A 24,873-nucleotide genomic window follows, 5' to 3' on the forward strand; every position below is an offset into this window, starting at 1 on the left:
CGGTGAAGATCATAAATCCGGCGACAGAAGAGGTGATCGCCGAGGTCGAGATGGCGGACGCCGCCGAGGTCGACAGGGCGGTGGAGCGCGCCAGAAGGGCCTTCGCCACCTGGCGGAGCGTCGGCCCTTCCGACCGGGCCCGGCTGCTGCGCCGGTTCGCCTCGCTGGTGCGCGAGCACGCCGAGGAACTGGCCCTGGCCGAGGTCGCGGGCGCCGGGCACACGATCGGCAACGCCCGCTGGGAGGCGGGCAACGTCGCCGACGTGCTCGACTTCTACGCCGGGGCGCCCGAGCGCGACCACGGCCTGCAGATCCCGGTGCCCGGCGGCCTGGACGTCACCTTCAGGGAACCGCTGGGCGTCGTCGGGGTGATCGTGCCGTGGAACTTCCCGATGGTCATCATGACCTGGGGGACGGCCCCGGCGCTGGCCGCGGGCAACACCGTGATCGTCAAGCCCGCCGAGTGGACACCGCTGACCGCCCTGCGGGTGGCCGAGCTGGCCCTGGCCGCCGGACTGCCCGAGGGGGTGTTCCAGGTCCTGCCCGGCGCCGGAGAGGTCGCGGGCGCCCGGCTGGTCGAGCACCCGGACGTGGCGAAGATCGTGTTCACCGGTTCCACCGAGGTGGGCAAGGAGATCGCCGCCGTCTGCGCCGGGCAGGTCAAGCGGCTCACCCTGGAGCTGGGCGGCAAGAGCGCCAACGTGGTCTTCGCCGACGCCGACCTGGAACGGGCGGCGGCGACCGCGCCGTACGCGGTCTTCGACAACGCGGGCCAGGACTGCTGCGCGCGCTCCCGGATCCTGGTCGAGCGCTCGGTGCACGACGAGTTCCTGGCCCGGTTCGGCGAGGCCGTGCTGAACGTCCGAGTCGGCGACCCCCGCGACGAGAGCACCGAGATGGGCCCGCTGATCAGCGCCGAACACCGGGAGCGGGTGGCCTCCTACGTCACCGGGCCGCCCTACCTGCGGGGCGCGTGCCCGTCGGGGCCGGGGTTCTGGTTCCCGCCGACGGTCCTGACCCCGAGCTCGGCCGACGACCGGGCGTTCACCGAGGAGATCTTCGGACCGGTGGTGTCGGTGCTGCCGTTCGACGACGAGGCGGACGCCGTACGGATCGCCAACGACACCCCGTACGGCCTGAGCGGGTCCATCTGGACCCGTGACGTCGGCCGGGCGCTCCGGGTGGCCAGGGCCGTCGAGGCGGGCAACCTGAGCGTCAACTCGCATTCGAGCGTCCGCTACTGGACCCCGTTCGGCGGTTTCAAGCAGTCGGGTCTCGGCCGCGAGCTGGGACCGGACGCCCTGTCCGCGTTCACCGAGACCAAGAACGTCTTCATTTCCGAGGAGTAGAAGCGATGCTGCGTTTGCAGGACCGGGTGGCCGTCATCACGGGCGCCGGCAGCGGGATCGGCCTGGCCACCGCGCGCCGGTTCGCCGAGGAGGGCGCCCGCGTCGTGTGCGTGGACCTGGACGAGACGACCGGCGCGGCGGCCGCGGCCGAGGTCGGCGGCCTGTTCGTGAAGGCCGACGTGACCAGCGAGGACGACGTCGTCCGGATGTTTTCGACCGCGTTCGACAGCTACGGCAGCGTGGACATCGCGTTCAACAACGCGGGCATCTCACCGCCGGAGGACGACTCGATCCTGGAGACCGGCATCGACGCCTGGCGCCGGGTCCAGGAGGTCAACCTCACCTCCGTCTACCTGTGCTGCAAGCACGCCATCCCGTACATGCGACGGCAGGGCAAGGGGTCGATCATCAACACCGCGTCGTTCGTGGCCGTGATGGGCTCGGCGACCAGCCAGATCTCCTACACCGCCTCCAAGGGCGGGGTGCTGGCGATGTCGCGCGAGCTGGGTGTGCAGTTCGCCCGCGAGGGCATCCGGGTCAACGCGCTCTGCCCCGGCCCGGTCAACACCCCGCTGCTGCAGGAGTTGTTCGCCAAGGACCCCGAGCGGGCACAGCGCCGCCTGGTGCACATCCCGATCGGCCGCTTCGCCGAGGCGACCGAGATCGCCGCCGCGGTGGCGTTCCTCGCCTCGGACGACGCGAGCTTCATCACCGGCTCGGAGTTCCTGGTGGACGGCGGCATCTCGGGCGCCTACGTCACGCCGCTCTGACCGCTCCCCGCCATCTTCGCGACCGGCGGTGGCGGGATTTGCCCAGGCCATACCCTGGCCCCGATAGCGTGCGAGGACATGGGCAGATGTCCCATGTCACCGGCGTCCGCGTGAGAAAGAGACCATGTCCCGTCCCGTCATCGGCATCACCTGCTACGTCGAACCCGCGAGGTTCACCGTCTGGGAGACGACCACCGCGCTGCTGCCGTACGACTACGTCGACCACGTGGCCCGCGCGGGCGGGCAGCCGGTGATCCTGCCGCCCGCGGGCGACCCCGCGACGCTGGTGGAGCGCCTGGACGGGCTGATCCTGGCCGGCGGCGGGGACGTCGGCCCGGAACGGTACGGACAGCAACCGCACGAGCGGACCGGCTACGTCCGGTCGTTCCGCGACGACGCCGAGCTGGGACTGGTCCGGGTGGCGCTGGAGCGGGACCTGCCCTTCCTCGGCGTCTGCAGGGGCATGCAGATCCTGAACGTCGCCCTCGGCGGCGGCCTCCACCAGCACCTGCCAGACGTGGTGGGCCACCAGGGGCATGCCCCGGCCCCCGGCAGCTACGGCAGGATGCCGGTGCGGCTCGCCCCCGGCAGCCTGACCTCGAAGGTCTTCGGAACCGAGACCGTGGACGTGGCCCACTACCACCACCAGGCCGTCGACCTGCTCGCCGAGGGCCTGACCGTGACCGCCCACGCCGAGGACGGCACGGTGGAGGCCGTGGAGGTGGAGGATCATCCGTTCGCCCTCGCCGTCCAGTGGCATCCCGAGACCGACGACGAGCCTGCCCTGTTCGAGGCGCTGGTCCGGCACGCCCGCCGCTGAGCGGCCCGACCCGGGCACGCTCACCCCAGGCCCGCTCACCGTGGGGCGGAGCACCGGAGCCGGGCTCATTCCCGGGTGAGGATCAGGGCCAGCGGGAGCCGCTGCACCAGCAGGGCGGGAACGACGGAGGCCAGGGCCGCGAGCGTGACGGCCACCACCGCCGCGACCGCCGCTCCCACGACCACCGCGCCCGGCAGGCCGCCCGCCAGCGCGAACGCGGCCGTCACCCCGCCCAGGACCCCGACGAGGGCGCCGAGCAGGCCGATGCCGGCCCCTTCCAGAACGATCAGCCGGGCCAGCGAGCCCCCCGACCAGCCCGAGGCGCGCAGCACGGCCAGCTCGGTGTCGCGCTCCCGTATCCCCAGGTAGAGCACGTCGGCCACGGCCAGCACCGCCAGCCCGAACATCACCGCGACAGCCGCGTAGTCGGCCGGGCGGGCCTGCACCACTATGGCGTCGCCGAGCAGCGAGCCCACCACCCGGCCGCGGAAGCCGTAGGTGACGCCGAGCAGCATCGTCAGCCCGAAGACCGCGGCCGCGAGCGTCGCCGCGCCCAGCAGGGTCCGCCCGGGGGACCTGGTCAACCCGCTCACCGCCAGCCCGGCCACCCCGCGCGGCGAGCGCGCCCTGCGCGGCAGCCGCACGGCGGGCCGCACCGCCTCCGCGGGCGGCACCCGCGAGGCCCGCCAGGCAGGGACCAGTCCCGCCGACAGCGCCAGCGTCACCGCCGCCGGGACCGCCAGCCACGCCCGCTGCCCCGGCGGCGCGACCCCCGACCACAGGGCGACGGGCCAGGCCAGCGCGACGGACAGCAGGCCTGCCAGCAGACCGATGGCGCCGACCTCGCAGAGCACGGTCCCGAACAGTTTCGGCCGCGACCAGCCCAGGCAGGCCAGCACGCCGAGCTCGGACCTCCTGGCCCGCACGGTCGCCGCCGCACCGTTGAGCACGAACAACCCGCAGACGGCCAGGACCAGTACGAACAACACGAGCGACTTGCGATCGGCGGCGTTCAGGATCCGGTAGGCGACGTTCTTGTTCACCCAGTCCTCCCGGAGGGTCAGCGCGGGACGCCCGAAGGACCCGGCGGGCAGGTTCACCGTCATCGGCGACGGCGACGAGCCGACCGTGATGTCCACCTTCAGTCCGGTGGCCGCCACGATGTCCCTGGCCACCTGACCGATCCGCTCCCGGCTGACCGGGTCGGGCCCGGTGACACCGTCGACCCGTACCCGTATGACGCTCAGCGGCGCCCGCGCCGCGGGCCGCCCCTCGGTCCTCTCCGCGATCTCCTCCAGCCACTGCAGGCTGGTGAGGAGCAGGGGCGGCGTCTGGAGGTATCCGGCGACGTTGTCGTTGGGCAGCAGAGTCCGGCCGCCGAGGAGCGCGGTGGTCCGGCCGTCGCCCGGCATGGCGACCGGCGGGTTGTAGGTCTCCATGGGGAGCCGGGTCAGCTCGCTGAAACCGGGCAGCCTGGCCGGGTCGAACCGTCCGACGACACGGGACTTGAGATCCCCGGTGTGGCGTTTGGAGATCGCCCTGCGGTTCAGCGTGCGGAACTGGGTGTCGGATGCCCCGACCGTCGCGCCCTGGAGGTCCTTGGTCACCCTCGTCACCCCCGAGAACCACGGATCCTTCCAGACACCGGACCCGTTCCGCACCGGGAGCGCGTCGAGCTCACGCGCTCCCCGTTGCCGGTAGTCGACGGGCCCGGATGTCCAGTACCTCGTCAACGGCACGTAGTGCCCGTCCGACAGGTCCGACCACCGGTCGAGCATCGACTCGTAGACCTGTCCGGCGTCGAGGGTGAGACGCCGGACCTCCTCACCCCGGTTCGCGGCGAGATAGGACAGGAGCCTCTTGGCCGGCACGCCCTCGGTGACCTTCTCGGCCGCCTCGGCGGGCAGCCGCCGGATCACGACCTCGTCCCGCTGGTCCGTGTAGGGCACCGAGGCCGCGATCAGCGGGATCTCGTTGGGGTCGTCCCTGGCCGCCTTCACCGTGAGGTAGCGTCCCTCGACCATCGCCCCCTCCAACCCTGCCAGCCGGGCCTCGGCATCCGGGTCGACGGCCGCGAGCACGAACGGGAACTCCTGGTAGAGCGGCACGCCCGCCTGGCCGGGCTTCAGTCCGTTCCAGAAATATCCGCTGCCGTCGCCCAGGCCGGTCCGGGTGGACCAGTAGCCGCGGTCGGGCAGCGTCCGCTCGGAGGGGAAGGGACTGGTCCTCGCCGGGTCCTCCGACCAGCCGAGCGAGGTCGCCAACCGGACCCGCCGGCCATCGAGCAGCTCCTCCTCGGCCCCCTCGACGGACTCGCCCCCGTCGGCGATCTCTGTGAAGTCGAGCGTGACGGGGCGGCGGGTGACGTACTCGTACTGGGGCTGCAGGAACGGGATGCGGGTGAGGCCTCGGTCGGTGACCCGGGTGCGCTCCACGCTCAGCATCGTGCGGTCGCCCTCGTGCAGCAGGTCCGTCACGTCGACCCTGACGCCCGCCGTGTGCACGACATGACCGATCATGCCGATCGGGGCGGCGATCTCGACGCCGTTGACTCGCTTGATCCGCTCGTACTGGTCGAAGGTGATCCCTCCGAAGACGTCCGACAGGTAGTTGGCGCGGACCAGCCCCTGCGACCGCTCGATGGCGGTGGCCGAGTTCTCCGGGCGGACCAGGATGTCGTACTGCGCCCGGAAGTTCTTCCCGACGGTACCGATGATCTCCAGACGCTGGGTCTCGGCGGTGCCGGTCAGCACGGTGAACCCGGTGGCCGCGACCACGATGCCGAACAGGAGCAGCAGTGCCCGGCCGAACCGGTGGCGGAGCCGGGCCCAGAGCAGGCGGGTCATCCGAGCCGCCCGATCCGGCCGAGCACGTCCTGGGCGGGCGTCACCCGGTCGTCGCCGGTGATCCGGCCGTCACGCATCCGGACCACCCGGTCGCACGCCGCCGCCACCTCGGGATTGTGGGTGGCGACCAGCATGGTCATGCCGTACTCCTCCCGCAGGGAGAACAGCAGGTCGACGATCTCCTGGCCGGTGACGCTGTCGAGGTTGCCGGTGGGCTCGTCCGCCAGGAGCAGCGGCGGATGGGCGATCAGCGCCCGGGCGATCGCCACCCGCTGCTGCTGCCCGCCGGAGAGTTCGCCGGGCAGCGCCCGCTCCCGGTCGGCCAGCCCGACCGCGGCCAGCAGTTCCCTGGCCCGGGCCCGGCGGTCGAAGCCCACCCTGCGCGGCAGTACGGGGGCGAGCACGTTGTCCAGCAGGCTCAGCGCCGGGAGCAGGTGGAAACGCTGGAAGACGAAGCCCACCGCGCGCCGGTGCCGGTCGAGACCCCGGCGCCCGAGATCGTCGACGCGCTTTCCTCCGACGTGGATCTCGCCCCCGTCGGGGAGATCCATCGCACCGACGAGATGGAGGAGCGTGGATTTGCCCGCCCCCGAGGGCCCGGTGAACGCGACCGCCTGACCGGCCCCGACCTCCAGGCCGACCTCGTCGAGTGCCCTGGTGGAGCCGTGGACGCGGCTGACGCCTCGCAGGCTGACTTCAACGCTCATGGCCGCTACATTGTCACAATGCATAAGGGTTCGTGAAGCTCCTATCTTGTGACAATGTAGAAATCATGCCACTTAGCCATGCCGTGCTCACCCTGCTGGCCGACGGGCCCAGCCACGGCTACGAACTCAAGGCCCGGTTCGAGGCGGCGGTCGGCCCTCAGTGGGGCGGCCTCAACATCGGGCACCTGTACCAGATCCTGGACCGGCTGGTCAGGGACGGCCACGTGACCCGCAGTCACGTGACCCAGAGCGACCGCCCGGACAAGACGCTGTACCAGCTGACCGAGAGCGGTGCCGGTGAGCTGCGGGAATGGGCGAGCGCTCCCTGGGTCCGCTCGTCGGGATTCCGGGACGAACTGTTCCTCAAGCTGCTCGCGGCCACCCGGCTGGGCACGGACGCGCTCGGCTCGTTCGTGTCCGCGCAGCGCCAGGCCTACCTCTCGGACCTGGCGGCACTGACACGCCTGCGCCGCGAGCAGGACGACCCCCTGGTGTCCCTGCTCGTCGACGCGGCCATCGCGCACACCAGAGCCGACCTGCAGATCGTCGACGGCGCCGAGGAGCGTCTGACGGCGATGGCCACCGCCGGCACGGACGTGCACACCGTAAGGCCCGAGGGCGATGGTCTCCGGGCACTTGGCGAGGGTGCCTGATCCCAGCCGGCCGGTGCGAGGGGATTTCGCTCGGCCGGTGCGGGCGGTTAGGCTGGCCGACGACACCGATGAACCCCGCGCGGGAGAGCGTCCTGACATCCAGGCCAGGACCCCTGAAGGAGCAAGCCCTCCCCGCGAACCTCTCAAGGCAAAGGACCGTGCGGGTAGGTGCCTCTGGAAAGCAGGTCCCACGACCTCGCCGAAGGTGAAAGTCCGGCAAAACCCGGATGAAACTCTCAGGCACCAATGACAGAGGGGGAGGATGATCTCATCTGTCCCTTGTCTGAGGTGCGAACATGTCCCGACCTACGCCGCTGCGCGGCGTGCACGAGTCCCTCGGCGCGACGCTGACCGACTTCGCGGGCTGGCTGATGCCGCTCCGCTACGGCAGTGAGTCCGCCGAGCACAACGCGGTCCGCCAGGCGGCCGGCCTGTTCGACCTCTCCCACATGGGGGAGATCTTCGTGACCGGCCCGCAGGCCGCCGAGGCCCTCGACCACGCGCTGGTCGGCCACCTCTCCGCGCTGGTGCCCGGCCGCGCCCGCTACACGATGATCGTCGACGCCGGGGGCGGCGTGCTGGACGACCTGATCGTCTACCGGCTGGCCCCCGAGGAGTTCATGGTCGTCGCCAACGCCTCCAACTACCCCCGGGTGGCCGCCGAGCTGACCGAGCGTGCCAAGGAGTTCGACGCCGCGGTGCGGGACCGCTCCGAGGAGTACGCGCTGGTCGCGATCCAGGGACCGCGTTCGGTGGAGATCCTGAGCACTCTCACCGATGCCGACCTGGACGGGCTCGGGTACTACGCGGGCCTGCCCGCCGTGGTGGCCGGACACGAGGCCCTCGTCGCCCGCACCGGATACACCGGCGAGGACGGCTTCGAGCTGTTCGTCGCGGCCTCGGCGGCGGAACCCCTCTGGGCCGCCCTCACCGAGGCGGGCGCACCGCACGGGCTGGTCCCCGCCGGCCTGTCCGCGCGCGACACCCTCCGTCTGGAGGCCGGCATGCCGCTCTACGGCAACGAGCTCTCCGCGGACCTCACTCCGTTCGACGCCGGGCTCGGCCGTGTGGTGAGGTTTGACAAGCCGGGCGACTTCGTCGGCCGGGCCGCCCTCGAACCGCTCAGGGACGTCCCGCCGGCCCGTCGTCTGGTCGGCCTGGTCGGGCACGGCCGCAGGGTGCCCCGGCACGGGTATCCGGTGGTGGTCGCCGACGACGGCACGGTCGTCGGGGAGGTCACCAGCGGGGCGCCCTCCCAGACACTGGGCAGGCCCATCGCCATGGCCTACGTGGACAGCGGCCTGTCGTCGGGACTGGCCGTTGACATCCGGGGCAGCCGCGAGCCGGTCGAGGTCGTCGAACTGCCTTTCTATAGGAGGAAAAAATGAGCAGCATTCCCGAGGACCTGCACTACACCAAGGAACACGAGTGGATCGGCGGCGTCGACGACGGCCTGACCCTCACCGTTGGCATCACCGCCTACGCCGCCGAGGCGCTCGGCGACGTGGTCTACGTGCAGGTACCGGAGGTCGGCGCGTCGATCGCCACCGGTGACGCCGTCGGCGAGGTCGAGTCGACCAAGTCGGTGAGTGACATCTTCGCACCGGTCACCGGCGAGGTCGTGGAGGTCAACCAGGCGGTCGTGGACGACCCCTCGCTGGTCAACAGCGACTCCTACGGTGACGGCTGGCTGTTCCGCGTACGTCTTGAGGGCTCCGCCGACGACCTGCTGTCGCCGGAGGAGTACACCGCGCTCACCTCGGGTGAGTCATAAGTTCGACGCCTCGCGTCACGGTCACGCGCGTCCGGAGGGCGCGCGTGACCGTCCACGCTGGAAGGATTCAGATGACGATCAGTGTCTTCGATCTCTTCAAGATCGGAATCGGCCCGTCCAGCTCGCACACGGGCGGCCCGATGGCCGCCGCCCACAAGTTCGCCCGGGGCCTGCACCAGGACGGGTTGCTGGAGAAGACCGCGCGGGTGAGCGCCATCCTGTACGGCTCGCTCGGGCTGACCGGCAAGGGTCACGGCAGCGACAAGGCGGTGCTGCTCGGCCTGTCGGGCGAGAAACCCGAGCTGGTCGACGTCGACACGGTCGACGAGCGGCTGGCCGCCATGCGTGAGAAGGGCACCGTCCGCCTGTACGACTCCCACGAGATCCCCTTCGTCATCGGCGAGGACCTCGTCTTCGAACGCAAGATCTCGCTGCCCCACCACCCCAACGGCATGCGCTTCACCGCCCTGTCGGAGTCCGGCGAGACGCTGCGCGAGAAGGTCTACTACTCGGTGGGCGGCGGCTTCGTCGTCGACGAGAACGCCACCGGCGCCGACCGGATCAAACCCGACGACACGGTCCTGCCGCACCCCTTCACCACGGCCGCGGAACTGCTCGCCCAGTGCGCGGAGACCGGGCTGTCGATCTCCGGGCTGATGCTGGAGAACGAGCGGGCGTTCGGCCGCACCGAGGCCGAGATCCGCGACCAGCTGCTCGTCCTGTGGCGGGTGATGAGCGAGTGCGTGCGGCGCGGCATCGACAAGGAGGGCGTGCTGCCCGGCGGCCTGAAGGTCCGCCGCCGCGCCCACCAGCTCCACCGGCAGCTGCGGAGCGAGTCGGCGGAGAAGGACTCGCTGCAGACGATTGACTGGGTCTCGCTGTTCGCCCTCGCGGTCAATGAGGAGAACGCCGCCGGGGGCCGGATCGTCACCGCGCCCACCAACGGCGCCGCGGGCATCATCCCCGCCGTGCTCACCTACTACGACCGCTTCACGAAGGACTCCGACGACGAGGGCGTGATCCGCTTCCTGCTGACCGCGGGGGCGATCGGCGTGCTCTTCAAGGAGAACGCCTCCATCTCCGGGGCCGAGGTGGGCTGCCAGGGTGAGGTCGGCTCGGCCTGCTCGATGGCCGCCGCCGGGCTCACCGAGGTGATGGGCGGCACCCCCGAGCAGGTCGAGAACGCCGCCGAGATCGGCATCGAGCACAATCTGGGGCTGACCTGCGACCCGATCGGCGGCCTGGTGCAGATCCCGTGCATCGAGCGCAACGCCGTCGCCTCGATCAAGGCCATCGCCGCGGCCAGGATCGCGCTGCGCGGCGACGGCCGCCACTTCGTCTCGCTGGACAAGGCCATCAAGACGATGCGCGACACCGGCCGCGACATGCTCGACAAGTACAAGGAGACCAGCCGCGGCGGGCTCGCGGTGAACGTCATCGAGTGCTGACCCCGTACTTCCGATAAGGAAAGCCGCATAGAACTCGATCGCCACCAAATTTCGCATCACGCATAGGCCCCTCCCGTCCCGCGCCTATGCTGGGTGGCCATGTCCGCTGGACTCGGGAGGTCGCGGTGGTAACGGGAACGCACCCGGCGAACCGTGCCTCGCGGGTGCTCCGTTTCCTCGGGGCACACTGGCTCTTCATCGCCGCCCTGCTGGCCGGCGGCGGCCTGCGCGCCCTGGCCGTGCTCGGCTACCGGCCCGCCCTGTGGTTCTGGGCCGACTCCTTCTTATACCTGAACGCCGGGCTCGGCCCCCGCCCCCTGGAGTCCCGCCCCGCGGGCTACTCACTGTTCCTGTGGATCCTCAAACCGCTGGCCGACGTCCAGGCCGTGGTCGTCGTCCAGCACCTGCTCGGGCTGACCGTGGCGCTCTGCGTCTACCTGCTGCTGCGCAGGCTGGGCCGCCTGCCGGGATGGGGCGCGACGCTCGCCGCACTGCCGGCGTTGCTGGACGCCCACCAGATCCAGCTCGAACACCTCGTCATGGCCGACCTGCTCTTCCAGTTCCTGGCGGTGTCGGCGGTCACCCTGCTGCTGTGGCGGCAACGCCCGGCCGCCTGGGTCGCGGCGCTGGCCGGCCTGCTGCTGGCCGCCGCGACGGTCACCCGGACCATCGGGCTGCCGCTGATCGCCGTGGCGCTGGTCTGCCTGGTGATCCGCCGGGCCGGGTGGCGGGCGGTCGTCTCGGCGGCCCTGGCCGCCGCCATCGGCCTGGGCTCCTACGCCGCCTGGTTCGAATCCGAGCACGGCGGCTACGCGCTGACCCGGGGCAACGCCTTCCTGTGGGCGCGGACGATGACCTTCGCCGACTGCGCCAGGATCCGGCCGACCGGCCCCGAGGCGGCCCTGTGCCCCACAGAACCGGTGGGGCGGCGCGCGGCGCCGCCGGTCTACATCCAGGACGGCGCCTCACCGCTGAACAAGGTCAAGGGCAGCTGGGCCGAGCGCGACGCGCTCGCCGGCGCCTTCGCCACCCAGGCCATCAAGGCCCAGCCCCTGGACTTCCTGCGGGCGGGCCTGGACGACGCGGTCCACATCTTCGACTGGACCCGGCGCGTCTACCCGACCCCCGGGCCGCAGAGCGCCTACGTCTTCCCCGACACGCTGCCCCCCTTCCCCACCGGGGCCGCCTCCCAGGGGAAGACCGCCGAGCAACTGACCGTGGCCTACCAGGGCTCCTCGGGCGCGCCGACGATGGCCGAGCCGTACGCGGGCTGGCTGCGCGGCTACCAGGAGCACGGCTTCGTGCGCGGCCCGTTCCTCGCGGTGATCTGCCTGGTCGGCCTGGTCGGCGTGCTGATGCGGCTGCGGCGGCTCGGCGGCGCGGTGCTGCTGCCCTGGGCCGCGGGGACCATGCTGCTGATCCTGCCGCCCTTCATCGCGGCCTTCGACCACCGCTACGTGGTGCCCGCGCTCCCGCTGCTCTGCCTGGCCGCCGGACTGGCCTTCGGCGTCCGGCAGCAGGAGAGCGCCCCCGAGGAGCCGGACTTCGAACCGGCCTACGGCAGGACCGCCGAGCGGCCGGTGTACGCGAGCCCCGTCGAGGAGCCGATGTACGGCAGGTCAGCGCCGGCGGACGTGCAGCCGAACCATCGCGCCGAGTTCTACCTCCCCGAGAGCCCGTCTGACCTTCCCCACCGCGTCCTTGTTCAGCCGCGCCACGAGCCTGCCGACATCGGTCCCCGGCGCGCAGCCCACACTGATTCGCAACCGCTCGTGCCTTACGTACCTGACCCGAATCCGGACGAGCCCTTCGACTTCTTTAAGGGCAACGGCGAGCATCGCGGTCCCCGTTCCGGTCCGCCTGCCCCACCGTCTCCAGCCCAGGGCGTGTAGCAGCCAGCGCACCGCCAGCAGCGCGAGCACCACCAGCAGCAGCGCGACCAGCCAGCCCAGCCACGGATGCGCGGCCAGCCACCCGGGAAACCCCCCGCGCACGAGCCTGGCCCCCGGCGGCTGGCCGGGCAGGTCGCCACGTCCCCGCAGGAAGGCGTAGAGACCGGCGCAGGCCAGCACCGCGCCGGTGACGGCCAGGCCGATCCGGTTGCCGAGGTACGGTCTCATCTGACCCTCCGCCTGCGCAGCCGCACCACGACGTCGCCCGCGCACATCGCGCCCAGGCCCGCCATCCGGTCACCCACCGCCGCGCCCACCCCGCGCAGCACCGGCCCGGTCCGCTCGGCCTCGGTGAACACGGTGACCTCGACGATCCGCGACGCGAGCCGGACCCGTGCCCCGTTCACCTCCTCCACCGACGCCGCCGCCTCCCCCAGCGTGCGGCAGAGCCCGGACCTGGTGATCCCGATCACCAGGTGCGGATCCCCCGACTCCAGCGGCACCAGCCTGGGCCGTCCCGGCAGGGCCGCGAGCCCGAGCATCAGCAGGCCCGCCGCCATGGCGAGCACTGCCATGGCGAACACGACGGGGTCCGACCAGCTCCATGAGCCGGCGCCGTTGACGAGCCGCCGGTAGGGCATTCGCGCGACGGGCGACTCCATCAGCAGGCCCACGGTCACCGCGGCCGAGACCGACAGCACGACGGACGCCAGCAGCGCCGCCGACACGCCCGCCGGGGTCCTCCCCGGCCGAAGCAGCCGCACCGACCTGCGGCGGACGTCCTGAAACTGCTCGGCCGCCCTGCCTCCCGCGCTCCCGGTGCCCCCCGAGCCCGCCAGGACGTCCTGGAGAGTAGTCGTCATTCGGTCAGGTGTACGCGTTCCGGCGGGGTCGAGTCCGGGATCAACCGCCCTCTTGCGCGATCTTGGGGACCTCCTTGCGGGAGCATTGAGCACCTCCCAACAACATGAACACTGCTCATATTCTCCCGAGCCGGGTTATCCTGCGGATATGGACGACCTCCAGCGCTACAACCGGGCCACCGCACACCTGGACCCCCCCTTCGCCGTCCTTGACCTGCCCGCCCTGCGCGCCAATGCCGAGGGAATGCTCCATCGGGCTCACGGCAAGCCGATCAGGGTCGCCAGCAAGTCCATCAGGTCCCGGGCCGTGCTCGAACGGATCCTCGCCATGGACGGCTTCACCGGGATCATGGCCTTCACCCTCCCCGAGGCCCTCTGGCTGGTCTCCACCGGAATGCGGAACGTACTCGTCGCCTACCCCACGGTGGACCGCGCCGCGCTCGCCGAGCTGGCCGCCGAACCGCTCGCCGCACGGGAGATCACCGTCATGGTGGACCAGATCGACCACCTCGACCTCGTCGACTCCGCCGTCGCCGGCGTCCACGGCCGCCAGGAGATCCGGGTCTGCCTCGACATCGACGCGGGCTACCTCGCCTTCGGCGGCCGGTTCCGGGCGGGCGTCCGCCGCTCCCCCATCCGCGAGAGCGACCAGGCCGCCGACCTGGCCACCCAGATCGCCAAACGCCCCGGATTCCGCCTCGTGGGCGTGATGGCGTACGAGGCGCAGATCGCCGGGGTCGGCGACGCCCCTCCCGGCAAGCCCGCCCTCACCCGGGCCATCCGCCTGATGCAGACCCGGTCCCAGCGCGAGCTGATCACACGCAGGGGCCGGATCGTCCAGGCCGTCCGCCAGATCACCGACCTGGAGTTCGTCAACGGCGGCGGCACCGGCAGCATCGAGAAGACCGCCAAGGAGAGGGCCGTCACCGAGATCGCCGCCGGCTCCGGCTTCTTCCACCCCCGCCTGTTCGACTTCTACCGGGGCTTCGGCGGCCACCCCGCCGCCCTCTTCGCCCTGCCCGTCGTACGCCGCCCCGCACCCGGCGTCGTCACGGTCCTCGGCGGCGGCTATCCGGCCTCCGGCACCCCCGGCGCCGACCGCCTGCCCCAGCCCTACCTGCCGTGCGGGTTGCGCTACGACCCCGACGAGGGAGCCGGCGAGGTCCAGACCCCCCTGGTCGGGCAGGCCGCCGAGGACCTGCGCGCCGGCGACCGGGTCTGGTTCAGGCACGCCAAGGCCGGCGAGCTCTGCGAGCGCTTCGCCAGCCTGCACCTGATCGACGGGGACAGGGTGGTGGACGAGGTCCCCACCTACCGGGGCGAGGGCCACACCTTCCTCTGACCCATCACCCGCGCACGCGGAGCGGGCACCTCGCCCACCGGCGGATGCCCGCTCGTGTCTCATCCCCCACCCTCCGGCCCCGGAGGCCCGCGCTGCCCCCGAGCCCGGAGAGGCCCCGTGCCAGGGCTCGGCGGAAACCTCTAGAAGCCCAGGTCGAGCTCGTACCACCTGCTGCACTTGTAGGTGGACCAACCCTGGTAGCTGATCTGGCAGGTTCTCACCCGCACCTCGCTGACATCGTGTGCCTTGACGCGGAAGTACTTGGTGTCGTCATAGCCGCACTGCTTCACCCGCTTGACGGCATTCCAGTCCTCGTCATCGGACGAGGCGGCCTGCACCTCGAAGTAGGCGCACCGGCCGCCCCGAGCCAGCGAACGCCTGTCACCGTCGTACAGCCCGCCCCGCAGCGCGAACGTGTTCTCGTCCTCGTCGTCGCCCTCGACCGAGTACTCGGCCTCGACCGTGGCCAGACCGTTCCTGGACTCCTGGTCGAAGCTGTCATCGAAGTCACGCGCGGCCGACACCGGCGCCGCCGCGAAGGCGGCCGGAGCCACCGTCAGCATGAGACCGGTGGTCGCCGCCACCGCGACCGCGGCGCGAATGATGCTTTTCACGGATTTACCCTCCCTTTTCCTTGCTCGCAATGTTCCGCGAGCAAGGAAAAGGGCACATGAGTAAACCCCTACTCAACTCGGGGCCGCCGACCACCGGCGCCCTTCGCAGCGGTCAGGATCGGCGCCGACACCCCGCACACCCGTCGCCGCGCGACGGCGCCGTCCGCCGGTCACGGCCGACGGCGCCGCCACAACATGATCACCGCACTGACCGCCAGCAACGCCCCCACACCGATCAGGATCGGCGCCAGATCCGGCCGGTCTTCCGCCCACAGATCCTCGGGCTCGCCATCCAGCCTGACCGGTTTCGGCCCCGCCGCACCGGTCACCAGGTCACCGACCTGGGCGACAAGATGCTCGGCATTCGCCCTGACCTTCGCCACGCCACGCTCCGCGACCCGCTTGGGGCTCACCCGGTCCGCGATGGCGTCCACCGTCTGAGCCAACTCCGCGCGTGTGCGCTCGATCTGCCGCTCCAACTCCGCGGGATCGGTGTCCGCCATGGCTCTCCTCCCCTACTCCTTGACATCGATCAGTCTGTCAGGTCCGGCCCACCCACGGCACTTCGGGCAGGCCGGTAAGTTGACCTGGGAACCATTCCTCGGAGGGACATCATGAAACTCGAGCCGGGCGACGCCGCCCCGGACTTCACGCTTCCGGCCGCCGACGGCACCACCGTGTCGCTTGAGCAGTACCGCGGCCGGCGCGTCATCCTCTACTTCTACCCCGCCGCGATGACCCCCGGCTGCACCAAACAGGCCTGCGACTTCCGCGACAGCCTGGCCTCGCTCACCTCGGCCGGCCTCGCCGTGCTCGGCGTCTCGAAGGACACCCCGGCCAAGCTCGCCAAGTTCGTCGAGCGCGACGCGCTGACCTTTCCGCTGCTGTCGGACCCGGACCTGGAGGTCCACAAGGCCTACGACGCCTACGGGGAGAAGATGATGTACGGCAAGACGACGGTCGGGGTGATCCGCTCCACCTTTGTCATCGACGCCGACGGCAAGATCGAGAAAGCTCTCTACAACGTGAAGGCGACCGGCCACGTGGCCCGGCTCCGCCGCGAACTCAGCGTCGATTAAATCCCTTTTTTTAGCCATTTATCATGATGTGGGCACGCGTCGAGAATTGTCGTAGCCGTTACCTAGGCTCGACGCGTGCCCGTCAAATACAAATACACCCCCGAAATGCTGGCGGAGGCCGCGGCCGACTCCCTCAGCATCGCCGACGTCCTCCGCCGCCTCGGCATCACCATCGCGGGCGGCAACCACGCCCATATCAGCCGTCAACTGAAGCGCTTCGGAATCGACACATCGCACTTTCGCAGGGTCTCCCCCAACAGAGGGAAGCCCTCACCACGACGCAGTCGCCCGGAACAGGTTCTCGCCGTACGACCGGAGGGCAGCCCGCGTCCGGACCCCGGGCAGATCAGGCGCAGCTTGATCGAAATCGGGATGCCGTACCGCTGCGCGGGCTGTAGGATCGAGGGCGCCTGGCAAGGTCAGGCGTTGACACTGCACGTTGACCACATCAATGGCAACTGGCTGGACAACAGAAAAGAAAACCTGCGCTTTCTCTGCCCCAACTGCCATTCACAGACAGAGAATTTCGCAGGGAAAAATAGGGGTCGTAGCCCAACGGTAGAGGCAACGGTTTTAGGTACCGTCCAGAGCGGGTTCGAATCCCGTCGACCCCACAAAACAATTCAAAGCCAACCGGTCGACATGAAGTCGATGGACACCAGCATAACAATATCGGCTCAGGATTCATTCTTCATCGAATACTGCCGGACCGAAAGACGCTTCGCGTCGAGATCTGCGGTCATACGCAGAGCCATTCAACTACTGCGCGAATCCGTCCTCGCGGAAGACCGTGCCGCCGCGTCCGGTATGGCGGGTGAGGCCGGAGCGGGTGGCTTCGCCGTGGGGGACGGCTTCGGTGAGTCACCTGCTTGAGCTCCGACCGACCGCTCGTGGGACCGGCGTCGCCCGGAACGGCACGGTGTCCACCGCTGGACGGGAAAAACCCGGTGGATCCGCGCGGGTAGGCGGGTGATTCGGGGGAGATCACCGAAGCATCCGAGCGGGCGCGGAGCGGTATCCGGCGTGGCGGGGGAACGGGAAAAACGTCAGGTCGCGCGGCGTGGTCTAAATGCCGCGCGACCCAGCGTCGTTGTGACTGATCATCACAAACTGTCTCCCTTTACTCACCCCGGAGGGCGCTCCCATAAACCATGGTGCCGCAGGGGCCGTAAAGGCTCTGTAAGCCGTGCCGGATGTGCGACCTGGGTCGTACACCGGCTCCGCCTTCAGGGGGAAGGGCGGTGATCCGCGCATACGTATCGTGGTGGTGTGTTCGGCAGACTACGCGCCTGGAGCAGGCGCCATCCCGGGATCACGGACGTGCTGTGGCTGAGCCCGTTCCTGCTGGTCTCGGTGCTCAATGTCTGGGCCGTCGGGACGGGCGACCTGGCGGCGCTGGGGGCGGCGAGGCTTGGGCTGTGGGGGTTCGCGGGGCTGGGGCTGTTGCTGTTCGTGCCACTGCTCTGGCTGCGGCAGCGTCCCGTCACGGTTTTCGTGATCATCTCGCTGACCTGTTTCCTGCAGTGGCTTCTCGGGGTGCAGCCCTTGTTCTTCAACGTCTCGGTGCTCGTCGCCATGTACGGGGTGGCGTCGCGGCGCCCGCTGCGCTGGGCGGTCGGCGCGGGTCTGGTGGTGGAGCTGGGGCTGGCTCTGGCGTTCGCCCGGTTGGCGCCGGAACTTGACGTGCGTGCCTTCGCCACGACCTCGGCGTTCACGGTGGCGATCTGGATCGCGGGGATCTACGCGAACACCCGTCGCCGCTATCTGGAGGGGTTGGAGGAGCGGGCCGAGCGGGCCGAGCGGGAGCGTGATCAGCAGGCCCGGTTGGCGGCGGCGGCGGAACGGGCTCGGATCGCTCGTGAGCTGCACGATGTGGTCGCGCACAATGTGAGCGTGATGATCGTTCAGGCGGACGGGGCGGGTTATGCGATCGAGCATGATCCGGAGCAGGCGCGTCAGGCGATGCGGGCGGTCTCGGCGACGGGGCGCGGGGCGCTGGCGGAGATGCGGCGGATGGTGGGTGTGTTGCGGGCCGACGGTGTGCCTGAGGAGTACGCTCCGCAGCCGAGCATGTCGCAGCTGGACGATCTGGTGGCGCGGGTGCGCGCGTCCGGACTGCCGGTGGAGTTCCGGGTGCTCGGGGTGCCGCGGAGGCTTCCCGAAGGGGAGCAGTTGACCGTCTATCGGATCGTGCAGGAGGCGCTCACCAATACTCTCAAGCATGGCGGTCCGGAGAGCAGGGCCGTGGTGGAGATGGAGTACGACGTGCGGGAGTTGCTGTTGCGGGTGACCGACGACGGTCGTGGTGCCGCGGCGCCGCGGTGTGAGGGCGGGCACGGCCTGGTCGGCATGCGGGAGCGGGTCGCGCTGTTCGGTGGGAGTGTGCAGGCGGAGCCGGGTCCCGGTGGTGGTTTCCGGGTGGTGGCGCGGCTGCCGATCGGTGAGGCCGGCGCGGGGCGGGCGGCCTGAGAGCGGGCGTCCGGTAGGGCGTTCCATGGAGAACGCGTGTCTTGTGGAGAGTGGGACGGGTGTGGAGCGGTGAGCGACCGGGTGATTCGGGTGATGCTGGTCGACGATCAGGAGTTGCTGCGTGCCGGGTTCCGGATGGTACTCGGCGCCCAGCCCGGCATCGAGGTCGTCGCGGAGGCGGGCAACGGGGCCGCCGCGGTGGAGGCGGTGCGGGCGGTCGAGGTGGATGTGGTGCTGATGGACGTGCGGATGCCGGTGATGGACGGGGTGGAGGCGACGCGGTTGATCTGTTCGATGGCCGGGGGGCCGCGGGTACTGATCCTGACCACGTTCGATCTGGACGAGTACGCGTTCGCGGCGTTGAAGGCGGGTGCGTCGGGGTTCCTGCTGAAGGATGTGCCGCCCGCCGAGCTGGTGAGTGCGATCCATTCGGTGCACAGTGGCGACGCGGTGGTGGCGCCGAGCACGACGCGGCGGTTGCTGGAGCGGTTCGCGGTGCATCTTCCCTCGACGGGGGTGGCCGAGTCGGCCGCGCTGTCGGGGTTGACGGCGCGGGAGCGTGAGGTGCTGGTGCTGGTGGCGAGGGGATTGTCGAACACGGAGATCGCCCGTCGGCTGGAGTTGGCGGAGGCGACGGTCAAGACGCATCTGGGCCGGGTGCTGGCCAAGCTGGGTCTGCGGGATCGGGCGCAGGTCGTCGTGTACGCCTACGAGTCCGGTCTGGTGACCCCGCATTCGGCGGGCTAGCCCGGGGCCGTCGCAGGTCGACGTCGGCCTGTTCGAGCCGTCCCGGCCGGTCGTCGTGGATGCCATCGGCCGAATGGCCGAGGTGGTGCTGCAACGTAGGTGCCGTCTCCTCTTCCGGGTACGCCCTGCGTAGGGCCGCAGCTCAGGCCTAAAGCCTGATGGATCCCGCTTCCCCCATCAATAGCGTTTGGTGCGTCATAACGCCATACGTCGTTGAGGAGAACTGCCGTGACCATCACCGGAGAGGTCGGCGCGTGGGGTGCGCGTGGAAAAGGCGCGGAGCCGGCCGTGACGGCCAGGGGTCTCACGAAGGTGTACGGCCGGGGGGACACCGCCGTGCACGCGCTGCGCGGCGTGGACGTCTCGTTCTCGTCCGGCGCCTTCACCGCGATCATGGGACCTTCGGGGTCGGGCAAGTCCACGCTGATGCACTGCCTGGCCGGGCTGGACACGGTGAGCGGCGGACAGGTGCGCATCGGGGACGTGGAGCTCACCGGTCTCAACGACAGGCAGCTCACCCTGCTGCGCCGTGAGCGGATCGGCTTCGTCTTCCAGGCGTTCAACCTGTTGCCGACACTGACCGCCGAGCAGAACATCCGGCTCCCGCTGGAGATCGCCGGACGGCTGGCCGACCCGGAGCTGTTCGACCTGGTCGTGGGGACCGTGGGGCTGCGCGACCGGCTGGGGCACAAGCCCTCCGAGCTGTCCGGCGGCCAGCAGCAGCGGGTCGCGGTCGCCCGCGCCCTGATCAGCGGGCCGCAGGTCATCTTCGCCGACGAGCCCACCGGCAACCTGGACTCGCGGAGCGGTGCCGAGGTGCTGTCATTCCTGCGTACCTCGGTGCGTGAGCTCGACCAGACGATCGTGATGGTCACCCATGACCCGGTGGCGGCCTCCTACGCCGACCGGGTGGTCTTCCTCCGGGACGGCCTGCTGGTCAGCGAGCTGGTGGGGCCGACGCCGCAGTCGGTGCTGGACACGCTGATGAAGCTGGAGGCGTGAGGTGCTGAGGACGACGCTGGCCGGATTGCGCGCGCACCGGCTGCGGCTGATGCTGACATCGCTGGCGATCGCGCTGGGGGTGGGCTTCATCGCGGGGACGTTCGTACTGACCGACACCATCGAGGCGGGGTTCACCCAGAAGTTCGCGGCGGCGGCCGACCGGATCGACGTCGCGGTGCTCCCGGGGCCGGACAAGGGCGACGAGCCGTCGGCCATCTCCGACGCGACCCTGGAGAAGATTCGCGCCACGGAAGGTGTCGCCGACGCCCAGGGGCTGGTGCGGGGCACATCCGCCCTGATCGGCAAGGACGGCAAGGCGGCCGGTGACTATCCCACGGTGGGGATCTCCCTGCCCGAGGGCGCGCTGAACCGTACCTCGATCGTCAGCGGTAGGGCGCCGAGGACCCCGACGGAGGCGGTGCTCGACGAGGGTACGGCCAGGACCCGTGGTTTCAAGGTCGGTGACACCGTCGCGGTGCTCGACTCGGAGAACGCCAGGCACGAGTTCACCCTGGTGGGGCTGTTCGACATCGGCCTGGACCAGGAGATCGGGTTCACGGGCGCGGTCGGCTACACCACCGACACCGCCAGAAAGATGACCGGGCAGCGGGGGTTCCGGGAGGTCGACGTCGCCGCCGCCGAGGGTGTCTCCCAGGAGACGCTGCGCGCCTCGGTCGCGGCGGTCGTGGGGGCGGGTCACCAGGTCAAGACCGGTGAGCGGTACGCGGCGGACCTGGCCAAGGCCAACGGTGCCAGCAGCGAGTTCCTCACCCTGGGTCTGCTGCTGTTCGGCGTGGTGGCGATGTTCGTGGCCGCGCTGGTCATCTACAACACCTTCAACATCCTGGTGGCCCAGCGGACCCGTGAGATGGCGCTGCTGCGCTGTATCGGGGCGACGCGCGGGCAGGTCTTCGGCTCGATCGTGCTGGAGTCGGCGGTGGTCGGCCTGCTGTCGTCGGTGCTGGGCCTGCTGCTCGGCTACGGGATGGGGGCGGGAGCACTGGCCGTGCTCACCGCGGTCGGCGCGCCGCTACCGTCGGTCGCGGCCTCCCTGACGCCTCGTACGATCGTCCTGGGCCTGGTCATCGGCCTGACCGTCACGGTCGGCGCGGCGCTGCTGCCCGCCAGGTCGGCGACGCGGGTGGCGCCGATCGCGGCGCTGCGCTCGCAGGCCGAGGAGCAGACCTTCAAAGCCGGCCTGGTACGGATGATCTTCGCGGCGCTCTTCCTGGTCTCGGGCGCGGGGATCACCGCGGCGGGCATGGCCATGAAGCCCGGCGAGACCGCCCTGGTCGTGGTCATGGCCGGTTGCTCGCTCGTCTTCCTGGCGGTGCTGACCCTCGGCCCGGTGATCGTGAAGCCGCTGTCCGCCTTCGCGGGCTGGGTTCCGGCCAGGCTCTTCGGGGTGCCGGGCAGGCTGGCCGTGGACAACTCCCGGCGTAACCCGAAGCGGTCGGCGACCACCACGGTGGCGCTCACCGTGGGCGTGACGCTGATGACCGTCATCTCCGTCCTCACCGGCACCATCCGGGTGACCTACGCTCATCAGCTCGACGAGCAGTTCCCGGTCGACTACCTGGTGCGGAGCCAGGATCGCAGCTCGGAGCTGCCCCGGGCGATCGCCGAGGACCTGCGGACCAGGCCCGAGCTGACCGCGGTCGTCGCGTTCCGCGGGAGCACCGCCAGGCTCGGGACCGGAGACGAGAAGTACGAGGTGGGGACGTTCACCCCGGCTCCGGGCTTCACCCCGAAGCTCAACGAGGGCTCGATCGACCGGCTCGTGCCGGGGGCGGCGCTGGTCGCGGACCACGTCGCCGAGCGGCTCAAGGTCGGGGTCGGTGACCGGATCACCGTGCGGACGGCGAAGGCGGGTGCGGTCGAGCTGTCGATCGTGGGCGTCTCCAATCAGGAGTCGGGCCTTTCCGGTGTGACGGTGCCTGAGCGGGAGTTCGACCGCTACTTCGGCGAGGTGGGCGACAGCCAGGTGATAGTCAACTACTCCGACGGAGTGGATCCCGACCGGGCGCTCATGGTCATCGAGGCGGCGACGCGGCCGTATCCGACGGCGAAGGTCACCAGCTCGACGGAGGTGCGGGGCGAGTTCGACGAGGCGCTCGACATGATGCTGATGATCATCACGGGGCTGCTCGGCCTGGCGGTGCTCATCTCCCTGCTGGGCATCGCCAACACGCTCTCGCTGTCGGTCCACGAGCGCACCCGCGAGTCGGCGCTGCTGCGGGCGCTCGGCCTGACCAGGCCCCAGCTGCGGCGGATGCTCTCGGTCGAGGCGCTGGTCCTGGGGCTCATCGGCGCGCTGGTCGGCGTGGTGCTGGGCATCGGGTTCGGCTGGGCCGCCGCGCGGACGATGACCGAGAACGTCATCTTCCAGCTGCCGGTGCCGCAGATCCTGTCGTTCGTGGCGCTGTCCGGCCTGGCCGGGGTGCTCGCCGCGGTGCTGCCCGCCCGGCGCGCGGCCCGCGCCTCGGTGGTGGGCTCGCTGGCGAGTGGCTGAGCGCCGCCGGGCCGGATCGCAAGCGTCGCGCGAGTCCGGGCACGGCCGGGACGATCCGAAGTCCTGCCGGGCGGCCCGAGCCGGATGAGCAGGGTGTTTTCCGATCCGGCCCGGCGGGGCAGGTTGAGCCCGGAGCGCTGCCGGACGGCCTGAGCCGGATGAGCCGAGCTGAATACTCCCCAATCCGGCCGGTGCGGCGGGGCAGGTTGAGCATGGTGGCCGGGACGTCTCCGTTATCGGGGGCGGCGTCCCGGCCACTGCTCCGCCACCGTCTCGGGGTTGAGCAGCGGCCGAATGACGATCTCGCCGGTGGCCCTGTCGATGACCACGCACCCGGAGCCGACGGTGTCGGGCAGCACACTGGGGTCGTCGGAGTCGGGCTCGTTCGCCCAGGCGACATAGCCCTCTTGAAAGGCATAAATCCTGATATCGACGGTGGCGCCCGCGCTGCGGACACCATTGAAGTACTCCTCCGCCACCGCCCTGGCCTGGTCCGGGTTCACAGCCGCCGCCCCTCCCTGTCGATCACAACGCAGAACACACCGGTCACCGACTCGTACGGCGGCTCCACCGCCATGTGCCCCCGCTGCCCGTCGATCCAGATCACCTCGCCGTCGAAGTTCACCGCGTTCCACGCGTGACTGCCCCCGGCCGGCCAGCGGTTGATGACCACGGCCGAGGAGCCGTGCCCCCCGGCCAGCAGCGCCTGCGCGATCGGCAGGTAGGCGTGGCGCCCCTGCCCCACGTACTGGAAGCGCTGTCCCAGCCACCGCTCCGCCCTGGCCACTCCCCCGGCCTCGCCGCTGAGCAGCGGTCTGCCGACCCGGTCGTACTCGGGCCGCCGGGGCGCGGCCACCGCCGGGGCTCCATACCAGGTGGAGAGCACCGACAGCGCACAGTCGATCGCGTTGGTGGCCCGGAACGGGTCGTCGGCCGGCCCGGTCCCGTTGATCAGCCTGATCCACATGCCGCGCGGGTCCGGGAAGCGGCGCGGAGTGCCCTGCTCGGTGACCGGGACGGCCCGCAGCATGTCCTCCTCGGTCTGCGGATCGGGCCTGGCCAGCCCGCCCGCCACCCCGTACGGCCGGCACTGGTCCAGTCGGGCCGGTCCCCAGCGCATCCGCTCCCGCTCCCGGGGCACCGCCGCCGCAGGCACCTGAAACTCCAGCTCGAAGTCCCGCCACCGCTGCCCGTCCACGGTCACCACGGGGTTGTAGACCCCCGAGGCCAAACTCCACTCACTCACCGGCTCCCCCGTCCCCCGACCTCTGGGAGCCAGATAGTAGGGCGGCTCCCAACGCGGCACGGCGGAGTTGACCATTTACAGGGGCGGTGACCAGGGATTTTCCGCTCTCTGCAGGATTTGGCACGCCAACAGCACGCAACACGGAAACCACTGCTTTTGGCCCTCCACCTCGCACAACGCGACACCAATGAACGCCCCCGGCCACTCGCCCCTCTCTTCGCTTTTCAATCGCGACCGGCTCCCCATGGCCGCGTTTCGCGATCGAACGAACCGGCTCACCGACCAACCGGGGAGATCGATAGGTTGGTTTGCCCGATATAGCCCCGATACAGGCCGCAACGTAGGAACGAGAGACGATGACCCCCGATGACCGGATCAGCGCGCTCGTCCTCCAGGCGGCTCGTCGGCTGAGCGACGCCTGCGACTCGGGCGAGGTGCCCGGAGCCGCGCTCGCCGACTCCTCCGTCACCGTCGAGCTCGACGGCCTGGCCGACGCCCCGGACCTGGCCGTACGACCGCACGCCCCAGCCCTCTGGCTGCACCGTACGGCGGCGGGGCTCGCGGGCGGTCTCGCGGCCGTCGGCCTCCAGAACGCCGACCACCCCTGGCAGCCCGACATCGTCGTCCGGCCCGCCTCACTCCGGCGGACCTGACCCGACCGGCGTTCTCCCCACGAGCGTCCACTGCCCACCTGCGAGCGGAACGCCGAAGGGACCGAGACTGCAGGCCGCCGACCAGGC

Annotated in this window: 22 protein-coding genes, 1 tRNA gene, 1 pseudogene and 2 riboswitches; of the genes and pseudogenes, 17 read left to right on the top strand and 7 right to left on the bottom strand. The window is 70.6% G+C overall.

Annotated features, from left to right (window positions below; translation table 11 throughout):
- Positions 1-2 precede the first annotated feature (2 nt).
- The 3 genes from IG98_RS0105360 (at position 3) to IG98_RS0105370 (ending at position 2,939) form a co-directional block, all read left to right on the top strand.
- Positions 3-1,349 (top strand): aldehyde dehydrogenase family protein, encoded by a 1,347-nt coding sequence (locus tag IG98_RS0105360; RefSeq protein WP_084195191.1) that lies wholly within the window; start codon positions 3-5, stop codon positions 1,347-1,349.
- Between the two features lie 5 nt (positions 1,350-1,354).
- Positions 1,355-2,119, top strand: a complete 765-nt coding sequence (locus IG98_RS0105365; protein ID WP_030906343.1) for a 3-oxoacyl-ACP reductase — start codon at positions 1,355-1,357, stop codon at positions 2,117-2,119.
- Positions 2,120-2,243: 124 nt separating this feature from the next.
- Positions 2,244-2,939 (top strand): gamma-glutamyl-gamma-aminobutyrate hydrolase family protein, encoded by a 696-nt coding sequence (locus IG98_RS0105370; protein ID WP_030906345.1) that lies wholly within the window; start codon positions 2,244-2,246, stop codon positions 2,937-2,939.
- A gap of 65 nt (positions 2,940-3,004) precedes the next feature.
- Here the strand turns inward: IG98_RS0105370 and IG98_RS0105375 are convergent, their stop codons facing one another.
- Together IG98_RS0105375 and IG98_RS0105380 are read right to left on the bottom strand one after the other, a co-directional pair.
- Positions 3,005-5,785: an ABC transporter permease gene (locus tag IG98_RS0105375; protein ID WP_030906348.1), complete on the bottom strand. Its 2,781-nt coding sequence runs from the start codon at positions 5,783-5,785 to the stop codon at positions 3,005-3,007.
- Positions 5,782-6,492: an ABC transporter ATP-binding protein gene (locus IG98_RS0105380; RefSeq protein ID WP_063766168.1), complete on the bottom strand. Its 711-nt coding sequence runs from the start codon at positions 6,490-6,492 to the stop codon at positions 5,782-5,784. Before IG98_RS0105380 ends, IG98_RS0105375 begins: the two co-directional genes overlap by 4 nt.
- A gap of 65 nt (positions 6,493-6,557) precedes the next feature.
- On the opposite strand from IG98_RS0105380, the gene IG98_RS0105385 reads away from it, so the two are divergent.
- The 5 genes from IG98_RS0105385 to IG98_RS0105405 all read left to right on the top strand — a co-directional run bounded on the left by IG98_RS0105385 (position 6,558) and on the right by IG98_RS0105405 (position 12,259).
- Positions 6,558-7,145 (top strand): PadR family transcriptional regulator, encoded by a 588-nt coding sequence (locus IG98_RS0105385; RefSeq protein ID WP_084195146.1) that lies wholly within the window; start codon positions 6,558-6,560, stop codon positions 7,143-7,145.
- Between the two features lie 70 nt (positions 7,146-7,215).
- Positions 7,216-7,314, top strand: a riboswitch (glycine riboswitch).
- 2 nt (positions 7,315-7,316) lie between these two features.
- Positions 7,317-7,401, top strand: a riboswitch (glycine riboswitch).
- 40 nt (positions 7,402-7,441) lie between these two features.
- Positions 7,442-8,533, top strand: coding sequence for a glycine cleavage system aminomethyltransferase GcvT (gcvT, locus tag IG98_RS0105390; protein ID WP_030906357.1), 1,092 nt, complete (start codon positions 7,442-7,444; stop codon positions 8,531-8,533).
- Positions 8,530-8,919, top strand: coding sequence for a glycine cleavage system protein GcvH (gene gcvH / locus IG98_RS0105395; protein ID WP_030906360.1), 390 nt, complete (start codon positions 8,530-8,532; stop codon positions 8,917-8,919). The genes gcvT and gcvH overlap by 4 nt, the downstream gene beginning before the upstream one ends.
- Before the next feature lie 71 nt (positions 8,920-8,990).
- The gene (locus IG98_RS0105400) at positions 8,991-10,367 is read left to right on the top strand and encodes an L-serine ammonia-lyase (RefSeq protein ID WP_030906363.1); all 1,377 of its coding nucleotides are present in this window, start codon (positions 8,991-8,993) and stop codon (positions 10,365-10,367) included.
- Between the two features lie 125 nt (positions 10,368-10,492).
- Positions 10,493-12,259: a hypothetical protein gene (locus IG98_RS0105405; RefSeq protein WP_169750075.1), complete on the top strand. Its 1,767-nt coding sequence runs from the start codon at positions 10,493-10,495 to the stop codon at positions 12,257-12,259.
- Between the two features lie 224 nt (positions 12,260-12,483).
- Here IG98_RS0105405 and IG98_RS0105410 read toward each other — a convergent pair whose 3' ends face one another.
- Positions 12,484-13,122 carry a DUF6286 domain-containing protein gene (locus IG98_RS0105410; RefSeq protein WP_051751616.1) on the bottom strand — a complete coding sequence of 213 codons (639 nt, stop codon included), beginning with the start codon at positions 13,120-13,122 and terminating at the stop codon, positions 12,484-12,486.
- A gap of 148 nt (positions 13,123-13,270) precedes the next feature.
- Between IG98_RS0105410 and IG98_RS0105415 the strand changes: the two genes are divergently transcribed.
- A complete protein-coding gene (locus IG98_RS0105415) occupies positions 13,271-14,464 on the top strand; it encodes an amino acid deaminase/aldolase (RefSeq protein WP_030906375.1) in 1,194 nt (397 codons plus the stop codon).
- Between the two features lie 140 nt (positions 14,465-14,604).
- Here IG98_RS0105415 and IG98_RS0105420 read toward each other — a convergent pair whose 3' ends face one another.
- Together IG98_RS0105420 and IG98_RS0105425 are read right to left on the bottom strand one after the other, a co-directional pair.
- Positions 14,605-15,078, bottom strand: coding sequence for a hypothetical protein (locus IG98_RS0105420; protein WP_030906378.1), 474 nt, complete (start codon positions 15,076-15,078; stop codon positions 14,605-14,607).
- Positions 15,079-15,248: 170 nt separating this feature from the next.
- Positions 15,249-15,581, bottom strand: coding sequence for a DUF3618 domain-containing protein (locus IG98_RS0105425; protein WP_030906381.1), 333 nt, complete (start codon positions 15,579-15,581; stop codon positions 15,249-15,251).
- 111 nt (positions 15,582-15,692) lie between these two features.
- Here IG98_RS0105425 and bcp point away from each other — a divergent pair, with 111 nt between their 5' ends.
- The 7 genes and pseudogenes from bcp to IG98_RS0105455 all read left to right on the top strand — a co-directional run bounded on the left by bcp (position 15,693) and on the right by IG98_RS0105455 (position 22,887).
- The gene (bcp, locus tag IG98_RS0105430; RefSeq protein ID WP_030906386.1) at positions 15,693-16,157 is read left to right on the top strand and encodes a thioredoxin-dependent thiol peroxidase; all 465 of its coding nucleotides are present in this window, start codon (positions 15,693-15,695) and stop codon (positions 16,155-16,157) included.
- A gap of 372 nt (positions 16,158-16,529) precedes the next feature.
- Positions 16,530-16,670, top strand: a pseudogene (locus IG98_RS54750) (HNH endonuclease); the annotation flags it as partial.
- Positions 16,671-16,698: 28 nt separating this feature from the next.
- Positions 16,699-16,771, top strand: a tRNA-Leu gene (locus IG98_RS0105435).
- Positions 16,772-17,426: 655 nt separating this feature from the next.
- Positions 17,427-18,626 carry a sensor histidine kinase gene (locus IG98_RS0105440; RefSeq protein WP_030906389.1) on the top strand — a complete coding sequence of 400 codons (1,200 nt, stop codon included), beginning with the start codon at positions 17,427-17,429 and terminating at the stop codon, positions 18,624-18,626.
- 81 nt (positions 18,627-18,707) lie between these two features.
- A complete protein-coding gene (locus IG98_RS0105445) occupies positions 18,708-19,373 on the top strand; it encodes a response regulator (RefSeq protein WP_211263897.1) in 666 nt (221 codons plus the stop codon).
- Between the two features lie 228 nt (positions 19,374-19,601).
- A complete protein-coding gene (locus tag IG98_RS0105450) occupies positions 19,602-20,375 on the top strand; it encodes an ABC transporter ATP-binding protein (RefSeq protein WP_030906395.1) in 774 nt (257 codons plus the stop codon).
- Between the two features lies 1 nt (position 20,376).
- Positions 20,377-22,887 (top strand): ABC transporter permease, encoded by a 2,511-nt coding sequence (locus IG98_RS0105455; RefSeq protein WP_030906398.1) that lies wholly within the window; start codon positions 20,377-20,379, stop codon positions 22,885-22,887.
- 233 nt (positions 22,888-23,120) lie between these two features.
- On the opposite strand, the gene IG98_RS0105460 is transcribed toward IG98_RS0105455, so the two are convergent.
- Together IG98_RS0105460 and IG98_RS0105465 are read right to left on the bottom strand one after the other, a co-directional pair.
- Complete coding sequence (locus IG98_RS0105460) at positions 23,121-23,390, bottom strand: hypothetical protein (RefSeq protein WP_030906401.1); 270 nt, start codon at positions 23,388-23,390, stop codon at positions 23,121-23,123.
- Positions 23,387-24,133 (bottom strand): toxin glutamine deamidase domain-containing protein, encoded by a 747-nt coding sequence (locus IG98_RS0105465; protein ID WP_245651406.1) that lies wholly within the window; start codon positions 24,131-24,133, stop codon positions 23,387-23,389. The genes IG98_RS0105460 and IG98_RS0105465 overlap by 4 nt, the downstream gene beginning before the upstream one ends.
- A gap of 356 nt (positions 24,134-24,489) precedes the next feature.
- On the opposite strand from IG98_RS0105465, the gene IG98_RS0105470 reads away from it, so the two are divergent.
- The gene (locus tag IG98_RS0105470; protein ID WP_030906407.1) at positions 24,490-24,786 is read left to right on the top strand and encodes a hypothetical protein; all 297 of its coding nucleotides are present in this window, start codon (positions 24,490-24,492) and stop codon (positions 24,784-24,786) included.
- Positions 24,787-24,873: the final 87 nt, after the last annotated feature.

The sequence above is a fragment of the Streptosporangium amethystogenes genome (assembly GCF_000721075.1).
In the GTDB taxonomy this organism is placed as follows: domain Bacteria; phylum Actinomycetota; class Actinomycetes; order Streptosporangiales; family Streptosporangiaceae; genus Streptosporangium; species Streptosporangium amethystogenes.